Origin of the sequence: Tepidiphilus olei, from assembly GCF_006980705.1 — a bacterium.
Taxonomy (GTDB): domain Bacteria; phylum Pseudomonadota; class Gammaproteobacteria; order Burkholderiales; family Rhodocyclaceae; genus Tepidiphilus; species Tepidiphilus olei.
The window spans coordinates 57,417-71,288 of sequence record NZ_SBHO01000003.1 but is presented as its reverse complement, the minus strand read 5'-3'; the positions used below and the strand labels follow the sequence as shown (position 1 = coordinate 71,288).

The window sequence follows — 13,872 nt, the reverse complement described above, 5'->3', positions numbered from 1 at the left end:
AAGGGATACGCCATGAACGACACCGTTGCGAAGACTCCGCGCCTCGTCTCCTGCCCCACCTGCGGCAAACCGGTGCCCTGGACGCCGGAATCGCGCTGGCGCCCATTCTGCTCCGAGCGCTGCAAACTCATCGATCTCGGCGCCTGGGCCGACGAACGCTATCGCCTGGCCTCGGGCGGGGACACGCCCTCCGCATCCGGCGGCGAATCGCAATAGACGGCTAGCTAGCTCCACCAGGCACGGATCCCCGCCACGCCGTGCGCGCCGGCACGGCGCGCATCCTCCAGATCCGCCGGTCCCAACCCGCCGATGGCATAGACCGGGATCGCCGCACCGCGCGCGATTTCCTCGAACCCCTGCCAACCGAGCGCCGCCGTGCCCGGATGCGAGCGGGTCGGTCGTACCGGCCCCAAGACCGCATAATCCAGCGCCAAAGCCTCGGCGCGACGCAAGGCGGACGCCTCATGCACGGAGGCTCCGACCCAGGGCAGATCGGGTCGCCGGAAAAGCGATTCCAAGCGCCGCTGCGACAGATGCAACCCCGTGCCCAGCGCCCGGGCGGCATCGACCTCGCCATTGAGCACCAGGAGATCTTCCGGCCCCAGATGGGGACGCAGCCGTCGTACCAGAACTTCGGCGAGCGCCGCCGGCTCGCGCACCTGCACGAGCACCGACCCCAGGGCACGTGCACGCACGAGCGCCTCTTCCTGCCGTTCGAGCGCCCCGGCGAGCGGCTCCCCCGCTTCGAGCATCGCCGCCACGCCGCTCACCAACATCCGCTCCGGCAGGGCGAGGAACTTCCACACCGGACCGTTGGCGGGCAACAGGGGCGCGACCGTCATCGCCGGCGGCCGCGCCCAGGCGAGCGCCGCATGGATCCGCGCCCGAGGCTCGCCCGACCAGCGCACGATGCGAAAGAAATGCAGCCGCACGTGCGCGTGCGCATAGGCATGCTCGCGCACCACCCACGGCAGCACGTCTTCGGGCGCCACGGCGATCTCCAGCTCTTCGGCCAACTCCCGCACCAGCGCCTGCGCCGGCGTCTCGCCCGGCTCCACCTTGCCGCCGGGAAATTCCCAGTAGCCGGGGCAGAACGTTCCCTCTGCCCGTTGCCCCAGCAGCACGGCGCCGTCGTCGCGCCGCAGCACCGCCGCGGCCACTTCCACGCGTTTCACCCTCGAGGCTCCTTGCGCGGCAAGCCATGTCGCCCCGCCCAATCTCGCGCGAACTGCCAGGCCACCCGGCCGGAACGCGAGCCGCGCTCGATCGCCCATTGCAACGCCTCGGCGCGCGCCGCCTCGATCTCGGCCTCACCGACGCCGAACGAACGCAGCCAATGCGCGACGATGGTGAGATATTCCTCCTGCGAAAAGGGGTAGAACGACACCCACAGGCCGAAACGCTCGGAGAGCGAGATTTTTTCCTCCACCGCCTCGGCCGGATGTACCTCCTCGCCGACGTGGCGCGTCCCCTCGTTCTCGTGGAAGAACTCCGGCATCAGATGCCGCCGGTTGGAGGTCGCGTAGAGGAGCACGTTGTCCGGCTGCGCCCACACCGAACCGTCGAGCACGCTCTTGAGCATCTTATAGGCCGGCTCGCCCTCCTCGAACGAGAGATCGTCGATGAAGACGATGAAGCGCTCGGGCCGCGTCTCGAGGCAGGCGAGCACGTCGGGCAGATCGACCAGATCGCTCTTTTCCATTTCCACCAGTCGCAGCCCCCGATCGGCGTACTCGGTGAGCAGCGCCTTCACCAGGGAAGACTTCCCCGTGCCCCGCGCCCCCGTAAGCAGCACGTTGTTCGCCGGGCGTCCGGCGAGGAACTGCTCGGTATTGCGCACCACGCGCACTTTCTGCGGCTCGATGTCCTTGAGATCGTCGAGGCGCAAACGATGCGGCCGCCGCACCGGCTGCAACATGCTGCGCCCGCCCACCCGCCGATACCAGTAGGCCAAACCCTCTTCTTCCGGCCAGCACACCCGCGCCGTTTCCTGACTGGCCGCCCGAGCCTCCAACACCGAGGCCAGGCGCTCGATCGCGGCCACCAGTCCTTGCACGTTCATCGTTTCCATCGTCTCCCCACTCCAGCGAGCATCGCGACCAAGGGCCCCGAGTATACCCGCGTCGTGTCTCGAGGGCGCCGCGAAAGCCGTCGCGCACGCTCATGGAACCCCACACCCGGAGCTCAGGGTGTCGTCAACGACGAAGCCCCGATGCTTCCCCGCTCAACAGATCGCCGAGATCGTCGGCACGGATCAACCCCGAAATGCGCTTTCCCGAGGGCAAAATGATCGTCGGCACCCAAGAGATCCCCAGTTCTCGCCCCAGGCGGAGGTTTTCTTCGATCGCACTCGCATCGCAAGCCGCCGGGGCAGGCAACCGGCCTTCGAGCATCCACGCCCGCCATGCCCGCGCCCGATCCGGCGCGCACCAGATCCGTTCGGATTTTTCTCGTGAATCCTCGCCCAGAATGGGGTAGAGAAAGACGTAGACCGTTACGTCCCCGAGCGCATCGAGTTCGCGCATCGATTCCTTGCAGTAGCTGCAGTTGGGATCTACGAACGAAACGATCGTCCGCGAGCCCGTCCCATACACCAGCGCGATCGCCCGATCGAACGGCAAGCGGGCAAAATCCACGCGACCGACGTCCATACCGTCGCGCCTGCCCTCGTCCAGATCGGACCACGGTTCATCCCCCGCGTGCGCCTCGATCCACCCCGTCAGAACCAAGGCCAACACCCAAGCCAGCACCAACGGCGGCACAATTTTCCTGCTCGGCTGATGCATCGTCCCCCTCCCCCAAAGATTCTGCCATCGGGCAGGTCACCATGATCGACGAGTAGGCGCTGCGAATGACCTACTGCGCGGCGACGGCATGGCGGCAGTGCACGAGGCCCGGATGCTCGCCTATCCGGTTGATGGGTCTGGCATTGCGCACTCCGGGCGCCTGGTCCAGCCCCCGCTCGCCACGGTTACGCGGTGTCCGAGTATACTCGGCGCACGACCTCTCGCGCCCGATCGCCCATGACGCCACTGGCCACACGCCCCTGCCTGCTGCTCGCACTCCTGCTCTCCCTCGCCGCCTGTACCAGGCAGGAATCCCCCACACCGCCCGAACCCTGTGTCTGCCCGCCGGCTACGACCCAACCCGCTCCCCCACGCGCGCCAGCGCCCGCTCTACGCGCCGAGGCTCGCGCTTGGAGCGATCTGCCGGGCTGGCACGAGGATCGCCCCAGCGAGGCGTGGGAGGCTTTCCTCGCCGGTTGCCCCCGCCTCGAGGCGATCGAACCCGCCTGGCAGGCCGTCTGCCGCGAGGCACGCGAACAGCCGCGCGAGGACGCGGTGCTGCGCCGATTCCTCGAACGACGCCTGCGCCCCTGGCAGCTCGTGGCAGTGCTACCCGATGGCGGCACCCGCGACACGGGGCTCGCCACCGGCTATTACGAGCCGCTGATCGCCGCGAGCCGCACACCGGATGCCCGTCATCGTACCCCCATCCTCGGGCCGCCTGCCGATCTCGTCACCGTGGATCTGGGTGAAATCGTGCCCGCGACGAAGCACCTACGCCTCAAGGGCCGGCTGGAAGGCAATCGGCTCGTCCCCTATTACAGCCGCGCCGAGATCCGTGCCCTGGGCGAGAGGCTGCCCGCCCCGATACTCTTCTGGGCGGCCGACGAGCTCGATTTCTTTTTCCTGCAGATCCAAGGCTCCGGCCTGCTGCGTCTGACCGACGGTTCGACCGTGCGCATCGGCTATGCCGATCACAACGGACACCCTTACCGTTCCATCGGGCGTCTGCTCATCGACGCCGGCGAACTCACTCTGCCAGAAGCCTCGACGCAGGGCATCCGGCGCTGGCTCGAACGCCACCCCGAGCAGCGTCAGGCGCTACTCGACGCCAATCCGGCCTATGTCTTCTTCCGCGAATTGCCCCCCGACGGCCCCGGCCCCATCGGCACCCTGGGCGTACCGCTCACGCCGCAGCGCAGCCTCGCGGTCGATCCGGCGCTCCTGCCCTTGGGTGCGCCGCTCTATGCCGTGGTCTCGGGCAGGCACCCCTTGTCCCGGCTGATGCTGGCGCAGGACACGGGAGGCGCCATCCAAGGACCGTTGCGTGTGGACGTCTATGAAGGCAGCGGCCAGGAAGCCGGCGAGCGCGCCGGGCGGCGGCGCGACGAAGTCGCCCTGTGGCTGCTGTGGCCGGCCGATGCCGACCCACCCGCAGCCAGGCAATGAAAAAGGCGCCCGCAGGCGCCTCGAGGGAAACGGGTCGCGGCACTTCCTCAGCAGCCGCCCTCCAGCCCCATCAGCCGGCGATAGAACGCGTGGAAATGCGGCATCCCCACTTCGAACGGCTCCTGATAAGGCCCGACCTCGTCCCTACCCTCGGCCAGGAGCGCCTTGCGGCCGCGGTCCATGCGCTCGGCGATCTCGTCGTCCTCGATCGCCGTCTCCATGTAGGCCGCCTGCTGCGCCTCGACGTAGTCGCGCTCGAACTCGACGATCTCTTCGGGATAATAGAATTCCACCACGTTGATCGTCTCGCTCACCGACACCGGCCACAGGGTGCTCACCACCAAGGTATTGGGATACCACTCCACCATCACGTTGGGATAGTACAGCATCCAGATCGCGCCGTGCTCGGGCAGTTTCCCTTGATGATAATCCAGTACCGCCTTGTGCCAGCGCGCATAGACCGGCGTGCCCGGCTTGTCGAGCGCCGTGATGCCCACGCGCTGCACCGAGTACCATTCGCCGAACTGCCACTCGAGTGCGCTGCAATCGACGAAATTGCCCAGCCCCGGATGGAAGGGCACGACGTGGTAATCCTCGAGATACACCTCGACGAAGGTCTTCCAGTTGTAGTGGCAGTCGTGGCGCACGACCCGGTCGAGTTTGTAGCCGGAGAAGTCGAACCAGCGGGCGAGCTCCATGCCGGCGAGATCGGCCGCCGCCGAACGCGGCCCGCGAAAGAGGAGCCCGTTCCACGATTCGAGCGCCTCGCGCTGCAGGTTGAGGCAGGGCGTCTCGGAGAAATGCGGCGCACCCACCAGCCGCCCCGTGAGATCGTAGGTCCAGCGGTGCAAGGGGCAGACGACGTGCTCGGTCTTCCCCTCTCCCTGCAGCATGATGGCTTGCCGGTGGCGGCAGACGTTGGACAGCAGCGCTGGCCCCTGGGCGTCGCGCACCAGCGCCTTGGCGTGGTCGAACCACTCGAGCGAGCGGTAGGAGCCGGGCTCCGGCACCATCGCCTCGTGCCCGACATAACCCGGCCCCTGGCGGAAGAAGATCTCCAGCTCGCGGCGAAACAGCGCCTCGTCGAAATACCACAACACCGGGAATTGCAGCGCCGCCGGCTGCAGACGGACCCCAGAACCCATCTCCGACATGATCGAACCCTCCATGGACGAAAGGACCCGACCTCGACGCCGAGGTCGCCGAAAGAGCGCGGGATGGTACCACGAAACGAATGCAAGGGGTTGATCGAACGAAAAAATCTTCGACCTCGCCCCCGACCGGATTCATTCCAGTCGCACGAGCAGCCCTTTGAGATATTCGCTCTCGGGCACCGCCAGCCCCACGGGATGATCCGGCCCGGCTTGCAGGCGGGCGAGCACCTGCGCGTCGCGCCCGTTCTTGGCGGCGCAGTCGGCGACGATCTCGCGGAATTCCTCCGTGCCGATGCCGCCGGAGCAGGAAAACGTCATCAGAAGCCCGCCGGAGGCGACCAGGCGCATGCCATGGAGGTTGACGTCGCGATACGCCCGCCGCGCCTGCGGCACGTGGGCCGCCGAGGGGGCGAACTTGGGCGGATCGAGGATGACGAGGTCGAAGCGCTCGCCGTCGCGCTCCCACTCGCGCAGCAGGGTGAAGACGTCGGCCTCGAACCAGCGCGCCCGATCCGCCGGTAGCGCGGGATCGAGGGCGAGGTTGCGCCGTGCGAGTTCCAGCGCCGGGCCGCTCGAGTCGATCGAGCAGACCTCGCGCGCGCCGCCCGCGAGCGCGTGGAGCGAAAATCCGCCGCTATAGCAAAAGGCGTTGAGCACCCGCGCCCCGTCGGCGAGCTGCCCGGCGAGCCGCCGGTTCTCGCGCTGGTCGAGGTAGAACCCCGTCTTGTGCCCCTGCACCACGTCGACGAGCAGACGCACGCCGTACTCTTCGATCACCACCGTCTCGGGCAAGGTTCCGAAGACGAGACCCGTGCGCGGCTCCAGCCCTTCGAGCCGGCGCACCCCGGAATCCGAGCGCTCGTAGAGTGCTTCCAGCTCCGGCAAGGCGCGCCGGAGGGCATCGACGATGGCCTCCCGCCAGCGCTCGGCGCCGGCAAAGGTGAGCTGCAGCACCGCCACCGCGCCGAAGCGATCGACGATGACGCCGGGCAAACCGTCGGCCTCGCCGTGCACGAGCCGCAGTCCCTGCTGTCCGCGCAACTGGGGATGCGCCAGACGCCGGGCGATCGCCTGCGCGATGCGGCGGCGGAAGAACGCATGGTCGACGGGCGAATCCGGCGCGAAGTGCCACACCCGCGCGCGGATGCGCGAGGCGAGCGACACCCCGGCGCGCGCGAGCGGCGTGCCGTCGTGCCGCGCCACGAGCACGGTGTCGCCGTTTTTCACCGGTCCGTCGATGCGCTCGACGCTGCTGTCGAAAATCCAGGGATGGCGCCGCATGAGCGAGCGCTCCCGCCCGGGTTTGAGGATCAAGGTCGCCATGGGCAGAGTCCAGTCTATTTGCGTTTGGCCCGCGGATGGGCCGCGTCGTAGATGTGTGCCAGATGTTGGAAATCGAGTCGAGTGTAGACCTGGGTGCTGGCGATCGAGGCGTGCCCCAGGAGCTCCTGCACCGCGCGCAGGTCACCCGAGGATTGCAGCAGGTGGCTCGCGAAACTGTGGCGCAGCCGGTGCGGATGGAGATTCCCCTCCACGCCGTGCTTGCGCCCCCAGCGCACCAGGCGGCTCCCCACCCCTTGCGGCGAGAGGCGCCTGCCCTCGCGGCTCACGAAGAGCGCTTTCTCGCCCGGCGCCGCCAACCCGGCGCGCACGGAAAGCCACTGGCGAATCGCCGCGATGGCCGTGCGCCCCAGCGGCACGGTCCGGCGTTTGCCGCGCTTGCCGGTCACGCTCACCCAGCCCTGGTCGAGATCGAGGCAGGCGGGATCGAGGTCGAGCGAAACGAGCTCGGCCACCCGCAATCCCGTGGCATAGAGGAGCTCGGCCATGGCGCGATCCCGCACCTCCAGCTCCGCCTCGGGCGTGGCATCGAGCACCCGCTGGGTCTCGTCTACGCCCAACGCCTTGGGCAGGAGGCGCGGCGCGCGCGGCGCGCGCAGCCCCTCGGCGGGATTGACCGCCACCCAGCCCTGGCGCAGCGCCCAGCGGTAGAACCCACGCCAGCATGAGAGGCGCCGGGCGAGCGAGCGCGGCGCCAGACCCTGCCCGTGGGCCCGGGCGAGCGCCGCGCGCAAGGCAGCCGCGTCGGCGCGCAGCGGCTCACCGCCCGTTGCCGCGGAAAGCGCCGCGAGCTCCAGCCGGTAGGCGCGCAACGTGGCCGTGGCGCTACGCCGCTCGGCAGCGAGCACGGCGAGGTAGCGCTCGAGCGCCTCGGGCAGCCTGGATTCGTCCACGGGGCTCACACCACCTCGCGGCAGCGGGCGAGCGCCGCCGAGGCGAGCTCGCCGATACGCCGCAGGAAGACGGTTCCCATCGCCGGATAGAAGCGCTGCGGCTCGGGGCTGCCGAGCACCAGCAGCCCTACGCCTTCTTCGGGCACGGGCAGCGGCAGCACGGCGCAGGAGGCGACGTCGGTACCGAGCCAGGCGGCGAGCGCCGGATGGGGCGGCGACCCCACGTATACCTCGGAGAGCGTGCGGGCGAACGCCGCGAGCGTCTCGGGCAATTCCGCCGCGAGCCAGCCGGGAAGGCCCAGGCGCACCGTCGGCACGGCGAACTCTTCGGTGAGAGTGCGCGTGAGGATCTGGCGCACCTGCGGCCGCGTCTCCGCCCCGATGAGGGCGAGCGCGAGGCGATGCATCCGCTCGGCGAGCTGGTCGTTCTGCCGCCCGATCTGCAAGAGCTGGGCGAATTTCTCTTCCATCGCCTGGAGTTGGCCGCGCAGCAGGCTCGCCTGATGCTGGGCGAGCGACACCGTCCCCCCCGGCCCTTCGGACGGCAGGGCCAAGGAGGCCGCCAGCGCCGGCTCGCGCAGGAAGAAGTCCGGATGTTCCTGCAGATAATGGCGAACGTCGTCGTGCGAGCAGCTCATCGCGGTAGCTCCCAGGGTTGGTCGAGGTCGATCACTCCTTCGAACACGGTGCGCGCCGGGCCGATCATGATCACGGGCCGACCCGGCCCGGCCCATTCGATGCGCAGCCGCCCGCCGCGCGTGTGTACCGTCACCGGCGGGCACAGCAGCCCGCGCAGGGTACCGGCCACCACCGCGGCGCAGGCACCCGTGCCGCAGGCGAGCGTCTCACCCGCCCCGCGCTCGAATACGCGCAGCCGGATCGCGTCGGGCGCGAGCACCTGCATGAAGCCGACGTTGACGCGTTCGGGAAAACGGGGATGACGCTCGATTCGTGGACCGAGCTCGGCCACCGGCGCCCGATCGGCGTCCTGCACCACCAGCACCGCGTGGGGATTGCCCATGGAGACTGCCGTGAGTTCCACCGGCCTGCCGTCGACTTCGAGCGTCTGCACCACTGCATCGGTGTCGCTGACGAAGGGGATGCGCGCGGGTTCGAGCACCGGCACGCCCATGTCGACGGCCACCTCCCCTTCCTCGCGCAGCTCGGGTTCGATCACGCCGCTCGCCGTCTCCACGCGCAGGCGCTGCTTGGTGGTGAGCCCTTTCTCCACCACGAAGCGGGCGAAACAGCGCGCACCGTTGCCGCACTGCGCCACCTCGCCGCCGTCGGCGTTGAAGATGCGGTAGCGGAAATCGGCGTCGGGGCGGGTGGGCGCCTCCACCAGCAGGAGCTGGTCGCAGCCGATGCCGAAATGGCGGTCGGCAAGCCAGCGTACTAGTTCCGGCGTAGGCGTGAAGCGCTGGCGAATCGCGTCGATCACGACGAAATCGTTGCCCAGGCCGTGCATCTTGGTGAAATGGAGAAGGTTCATGCCCTCAACGCCTCGTCGATGAGCTCGATCCAATGGCACACCGGCACGCTCGCGCCGTGCGCCAGATGGGTGATGCAGCCGATGTTGGCCGAGGCGATCCGGGCCGGAGCGTGTTCGGTGAGGGCGGCGAGCTTGTTGCGCTTGAGCGCCTCGGCCAATTCCGCCTGCAGCAGCGAGTAGGTTCCGGCCGAACCGCAGCACAAGTGGGCATCGCGCACCGGCACCAGAGTGTAGCCCGCGCGCGCGAGCAACCGCTCGACCACGCCGCGCACCTTCAGACCGTGCTGCAAGGAACAGGGCGCGTGAAAAGCCACGGCCCCGCGCGGCGTCGGCTGCGCCGGCAGCAGCGCTTCGAGTGCAGCCGATTCGGCGGCGAGCACTTCGCTCACATCGTGCGCCCGCTGCGCCACCTGCGCTGCCTTGTCGGCATAGGCTGGATCCTCGGCGAGCCAGAAGCCGTAATCGCGCACCTGCGCCGCACAGCCGGAGGCGGTGATGAGGATGCCCTCGATTTCGCCCGACTCGATCGCCGGCCACCAGGCGTCGATGTTGCGCCGCGCCCGCGCTCGCGCCCGTTCCTGTTCGTCGAGGTGCCATTCGATCGCCCCGCAGCACCCCGCCCCCGGCGCGGCCTCGAGCGAAATGCCCAGCCGGTCGAACACGCGCTCGGCCGCCGCGTCGATCGCCGGTTCCAGCTCGGGCTGCACGCAGCCTTCCAGCCGCCACCAGCGGCGAGGGTGGCGCGCCGTCGGTCGCGGGCCAGCCTCTTTTTTCGCCGGAATCTTCGCCGCCAGGGAATCCGGCAGCACCCCTTTGCCCAAACGGGCGAGCCGCAGCGCCGCGGCGAAGCGTTGGCGTTCAGGCAGCACGCGCGCCAGCGCCCAACGCTTGGCCCGTTCGGCGAGCGGCCGCGGCACGCGCGCATCGACCTCGTGCCGGCCGATGTCGAGCAGGTGCGCGTATTCCACGCCCGAAGGACAGGTCGTCTCGCAGGCGCGGCAGGTGAGGCAGCGGTCGAGATGTTGCTGGATGGCGCGCGTGGGCGGCACGCCCTCGAGCACCTCTTTGATCAGATAGATGCGCCCGCGTGGCCCATCGAGCTCGTCCCCGAGCAGCTGATACGTCGGGCAGGTGGCGGTGCAAAAGCCGCAGTGTACGCACTTGCGCAGAATGACGTCGGCCACCCGGCCGGCGGGGGTGTCACGAATGAAATCGGCCAGATTCGTCTGCATCGCTCACTCCAAGGGCAAGCGACGCGCGAACACGCCGTCGGGGTCGAAGGCGGCCTTGAGCCGCTCTTCGATGGCGCGCTCGGCGGCGCCGCGCGGCGCGAACACGCGCTCACCGGCCCGGGCGCCGCGCCAGCGCACGGCATGTCCGCCCACGGCGCGAGCGCGTTCGAACCAGGAATCGTCGCCCACCGGGCGGCGCAGCCAGCGCAGCCCTCCGCCCCATTCGACGAGCGCATCCTCCGCATCCGCCCAGGCAGGCGTGGTCGGCGGCAACGCCAGACGCCACAGCACCTCACCCTCGTGCAGGTTCCAGACGGGCAGGCGCTGCTCGCGCACTTCCTCCCAGAATCGCTGCGCCGCCGCCTCCGGCAGCACCTCGCCGCCCAGGCGCGCCGCGGCCGCTTCCACCGCCGCCCGGGCGCCGGCAAGGCGCAGGGTCATTTCCCCTTGCCACCACACGCTCGCCGACAGGGGAAGCGGCTGTCCCGCCCAGCGGTTGAGGCGTTCGATCGCCTCGTCCTGGCTGCAGGCAAAGCGCAGGGTGAGGGTGGCCGGGGGCAGCGGCAAAACCTTCAGCGACACTTCGAGGATCACCCCCAGGGTGCCGAGCGAACCGGCAAAGAGCCGCGCGACGTCGTAGCCGGCCACGTTCTTCATCACTTCGCCGCCGAAGCGCAGCACTCGCCCCTGGCCGTCGAGCACCCGCACTCCCAGCACGTAGTCACGCAGCGCCCCGTGTCCCCAGCGGGTCGGGCCGGAGAGTCCAGCGGCCACCGCCCCCCCGATCGTGGCCGAATCGGCGAAGTGCGGCGGAGAGAAGGGCAACCATTGCCCGTGACGCGCGAGCAGCGCCTCCACCTCCCTCAGCGGCGTGCCGCCATAGGCGGTGAGCACCAATTCCGAGGGTTCGTAACGGATGATGCCGGAGAGTAGGCCCACCTCCAGCGGCTCGGCATCCGGATCCGGCGCCCCGTACCAGGATTTGCTGCCCCCGCCGCGGATCTCCAGCCGCCTGCGCCCGCACGCCGCCAGCACCTGCTCACGCAAGCGATCGACGATCGCATTCATCGTTTCTCCTCTCGTTTTTTGCGGCGCCGCTCGGCGAGCCGCGCCTCGTCGCGCAGCCACAGCAGGGAACCGATCAGCCCCAGCACGGGAATGGCGACCAATAGCAGCTGCACCCAGGCCCTCTCGCTCATGGCTTGTGAATCCATCTGCTGATTGCGACGATTGCTTCACGAGCAATCACGCCGTTCAGAACCGCGGCAATTCGGCAAAAGGCAGCTTGCCGCGCGACACGCGCATCCGGCCGTATTCGGCGCAGCGGTGCAGCGTGGGAATCGCCTTGCCGGGATTCAGGATTCCCGCCGGGTCGAAAGCTGCTTTCACCTGGAAGAACGCCTCGAGCTCCACGGGCGAGAATTGCACGCACATCTGGTTGATCTTTTCTACGCCCACGCCGTGCTCGCCGGTGACCGTACCGCCGAGCCGCACCGAAAGCTCCAGGATGTCGGCCCCGAACGCCTCGGCCCGCTCCCATTCGCCGGGCTGGTTCGCATCGAACAGGATCAAGGGGTGCAGATTGCCATCACCCGCGTGAAAGACGTTGAGACAGCGCAGCCCGTATTCGCGCTCCATCTCGGCGATCGCCTCCAGCATCTCGCCCAGGGCCTTGCGCGGAATCGTCCCATCCATGCAGTAGTAGTCGGGCGAGACGCGCCCGGCGGCCGGAAACGCCGCCTTGCGTCCGGCCCAGAAGCGCAGCCGCTCCTCCTCGTCGCGCGAGACGCGCCACTCGGTAGCCCCGCAGCGCTCAAGCACCGCGCCCATGCGCGCGATCTCTTCTTCCACTTCCTCGGGGGTACCGTCGGACTCGCACAGCAGCACCGCCGCGGCCTCGAGCGGATAGCCCGCATGGACGAAGTCCTCCGCGGCGATCGTCGCCCCCTGGTCCATCATCTCCAGCCCCGCGGGGATGATGCCCTCGGCGATGATCGCGGCCACCGCCTCGCCGGCGGCGCGCACCGAGTCGAAGGCGGCAAGGATGCAGCGCGCCGTCTGCGGTCGGGGCAGCAGTTTCACCGTGATCTCGGTGACCACCGCCAGCATTCCCTCCGAGCCGATCGCCAGCGCGAGCAGGTCGTAGCCCGGCGCATCCGGCGCGAGGCTGCCGAACACGACGGGCTCCCCCGCGGCGGTGTAGCCGCGTACGCGCAGCACGTTGTGCACCGTGAGACCGTACTTCAGGCAATGCACACCGCCGGAATTCTCGGCAACGTTGCCTCCCAGCGTGCAGGCGATCTGTGAGGACGGATCCGGCGCGTAATAGAGTCCGTAGGGCGCGGCCGCTTCCGAGATGGCGAGGTTGCGCACCCCCGGCTGCACCGTGGCGGTGCGCGCGAAGGGATCGAGGGCGAGGATGCGATTGAGCCGCGCGAGCGACAGCACCAGCCCCTGCGGATGCGGCAGCGCCCCGCCCGACAAGCCCGTACCCGCGCCGCGTGGCACGACCGGCACCCGCAGGCGATGGCACGTCTGCAGCAGCGCCACGACCTCCTCCTCGGTGCGCGGCAGGGCCACGGCCCAGGGCAACTCACGGAAGGCCGACAAGCCGTCGCATTCGTAGGCACGCAGCTCGGCTTCTTCGTGGATCAGACCGTCCGCAGGCAGGAGGCGGCGCAACTCGGCGACGAAGACTTCGCGCGTGACGGCGGGAGAAGGAGTATGGAGCGCAGTCTCAGCCATCGATGGGTTCCAAAGAAGAAGGTTCTTCAGGGGTTTCGCCTGCCGGACACAGCACCTCGGAGACTCGTTCCGCCGTTCCTTCCAAGTGACGCTCGGCCGCGCGCCGCGCCGCCGCCGGATCGCCCGCACGCACCGCTTCGAGGATATCGCGGTGCTCGGCATTGGCCGCGATCGGCCAATCGCGCACCCTACCCTCTTCACCCCAGAGCACGCGGTGGACCGCGGCGTTCTTCACGCCAAGATATTCCTGGAAGCGCTCGATCTCGGGGTTGTGCGTCGCCCGCGCGAGCGCCAGGTGGAATTCGTCGTCCCACTGCGCCCCGGTCATCCCCTCGGTAGGGGTGTGCGCTGCCTGCTGGGCCCAGTGATCCATGGCAGTCACCACCGCTTCGAGATGGCGCAGATCGGTCTCGGTGCGCCGTACCGCCGCCAGTTCGGCCACCCCCGTTTCGAACACCTTGCGCAGCTCGAGGATGTGGCGCAGTTCTTCGAGGACGGAAACCTCCTCGACGTTCTTCAGATGGAACCCCTTGCGACCGGGGCGATCGATCACGTAGGTGCCGGAGCCCTGACGTGCCATGACCACCCCTTCGGCCTTCAGATGAGCGATCGCCTCGCGTACCACTGCCCTACTCACCCCGAACCGTTCGCTCAAGGCATGTTCGGACGGCAAGCGGGCACCACGTGGATGATGACCGGCCAAGATGGACTGAACGAGCAAATGGGCGACGCGCTCACACTCCCTTATCATTTTTTTTCGTGCTCTCATGATCTTGGCCG

At 68.8% G+C, this 13,872-nt stretch carries 15 protein-coding genes; 2 read left to right on the top strand and 13 right to left on the bottom strand.

Annotated elements, in window-relative coordinates; all coding sequences use genetic code 11:
* Positions 1 to 12: 12 nt before the first annotated feature.
* Positions 13 to 216, top strand: coding sequence for a DNA gyrase inhibitor YacG (locus EPD80_RS05090; RefSeq protein ID WP_142804865.1), 204 nt, complete (start codon positions 13 to 15; stop codon positions 214 to 216).
* 8 nt (positions 217 to 224) lie between these two features.
* Here the strand turns inward: EPD80_RS05090 and EPD80_RS05085 are convergent, their stop codons facing one another.
* From EPD80_RS05085 to EPD80_RS05075, 3 genes are all read right to left on the bottom strand, one after another.
* A complete protein-coding gene (locus EPD80_RS05085; RefSeq protein WP_221928858.1) occupies positions 225 to 1,175 on the bottom strand; it encodes a Nudix family hydrolase in 951 nt (316 codons plus the stop codon).
* Positions 1,172 to 2,071 carry an ATP-binding protein gene (locus EPD80_RS05080; protein WP_221928857.1) on the bottom strand — a complete coding sequence of 300 codons (900 nt, stop codon included), beginning with the start codon at positions 2,069 to 2,071 and terminating at the stop codon, positions 1,172 to 1,174. The genes EPD80_RS05085 and EPD80_RS05080 overlap by 4 nt, the downstream gene beginning before the upstream one ends.
* A gap of 124 nt (positions 2,072 to 2,195) precedes the next feature.
* Positions 2,196 to 2,786, bottom strand: coding sequence for a DsbC family protein (locus EPD80_RS05075; protein ID WP_142809980.1), 591 nt, complete (start codon positions 2,784 to 2,786; stop codon positions 2,196 to 2,198).
* Between the two features lie 237 nt (positions 2,787 to 3,023).
* Between EPD80_RS05075 and mltA the strand changes: the two genes are divergently transcribed.
* The gene (mltA, locus tag EPD80_RS05070) at positions 3,024 to 4,235 is read left to right on the top strand and encodes a murein transglycosylase A (protein ID WP_185957717.1); all 1,212 of its coding nucleotides are present in this window, start codon (positions 3,024 to 3,026) and stop codon (positions 4,233 to 4,235) included.
* Positions 4,236 to 4,282: 47 nt separating this feature from the next.
* On the opposite strand, the gene EPD80_RS05065 is transcribed toward mltA, so the two are convergent.
* From EPD80_RS05065 to EPD80_RS05025, 10 genes are all read right to left on the bottom strand, one after another.
* Positions 4,283 to 5,389, bottom strand: coding sequence for an aromatic ring-hydroxylating oxygenase subunit alpha (locus EPD80_RS05065; protein WP_142809978.1), 1,107 nt, complete (start codon positions 5,387 to 5,389; stop codon positions 4,283 to 4,285).
* 132 nt (positions 5,390 to 5,521) lie between these two features.
* On the bottom strand, positions 5,522 to 6,712 hold the full coding sequence (locus tag EPD80_RS05060) for a class I SAM-dependent rRNA methyltransferase (protein ID WP_142809976.1): 1,191 nt from the start codon (positions 6,710 to 6,712) through the stop codon (positions 5,522 to 5,524).
* Positions 6,713 to 6,726: 14 nt separating this feature from the next.
* Positions 6,727 to 7,623, bottom strand: a complete 897-nt coding sequence (locus EPD80_RS05055; RefSeq protein WP_142809973.1) for a tyrosine recombinase XerC — start codon at positions 7,621 to 7,623, stop codon at positions 6,727 to 6,729.
* A gap of 5 nt (positions 7,624 to 7,628) precedes the next feature.
* Positions 7,629 to 8,261: a DUF484 family protein gene (locus EPD80_RS05050; protein ID WP_185957716.1), complete on the bottom strand. Its 633-nt coding sequence runs from the start codon at positions 8,259 to 8,261 to the stop codon at positions 7,629 to 7,631.
* Positions 8,258 to 9,115, bottom strand: a complete 858-nt coding sequence (dapF, locus tag EPD80_RS05045; RefSeq protein WP_142804858.1) for a diaminopimelate epimerase — start codon at positions 9,113 to 9,115, stop codon at positions 8,258 to 8,260. Before dapF ends, EPD80_RS05050 begins: the two co-directional genes overlap by 4 nt.
* A complete protein-coding gene (gene glcF / locus EPD80_RS05040; RefSeq protein ID WP_142804857.1) occupies positions 9,112 to 10,347 on the bottom strand; it encodes a glycolate oxidase subunit GlcF in 1,236 nt (411 codons plus the stop codon). Before glcF ends, dapF begins: the two co-directional genes overlap by 4 nt.
* A 3-nt stretch (positions 10,348 to 10,350) precedes the next feature.
* On the bottom strand, positions 10,351 to 11,415 hold the full coding sequence (gene glcE / locus EPD80_RS05035) for a glycolate oxidase subunit GlcE (RefSeq protein WP_142809969.1): 1,065 nt from the start codon (positions 11,413 to 11,415) through the stop codon (positions 10,351 to 10,353).
* Positions 11,412 to 11,546, bottom strand: a complete 135-nt coding sequence (locus tag EPD80_RS11475; RefSeq protein WP_255446500.1) for a hypothetical protein — start codon at positions 11,544 to 11,546, stop codon at positions 11,412 to 11,414. The genes glcE and EPD80_RS11475 overlap by 4 nt, the downstream gene beginning before the upstream one ends.
* Positions 11,547 to 11,601: 55 nt before the next feature.
* Positions 11,602 to 13,092 (bottom strand): FAD-linked oxidase C-terminal domain-containing protein, encoded by a 1,491-nt coding sequence (locus tag EPD80_RS05030; RefSeq protein ID WP_142809967.1) that lies wholly within the window; start codon positions 13,090 to 13,092, stop codon positions 11,602 to 11,604.
* On the bottom strand, positions 13,085 to 13,843 hold the full coding sequence (locus tag EPD80_RS05025; protein ID WP_185957715.1) for a FadR/GntR family transcriptional regulator: 759 nt from the start codon (positions 13,841 to 13,843) through the stop codon (positions 13,085 to 13,087). The genes EPD80_RS05030 and EPD80_RS05025 overlap by 8 nt, the downstream gene beginning before the upstream one ends.
* Between the last annotated feature and the right edge of the window lie 29 nt (positions 13,844 to 13,872).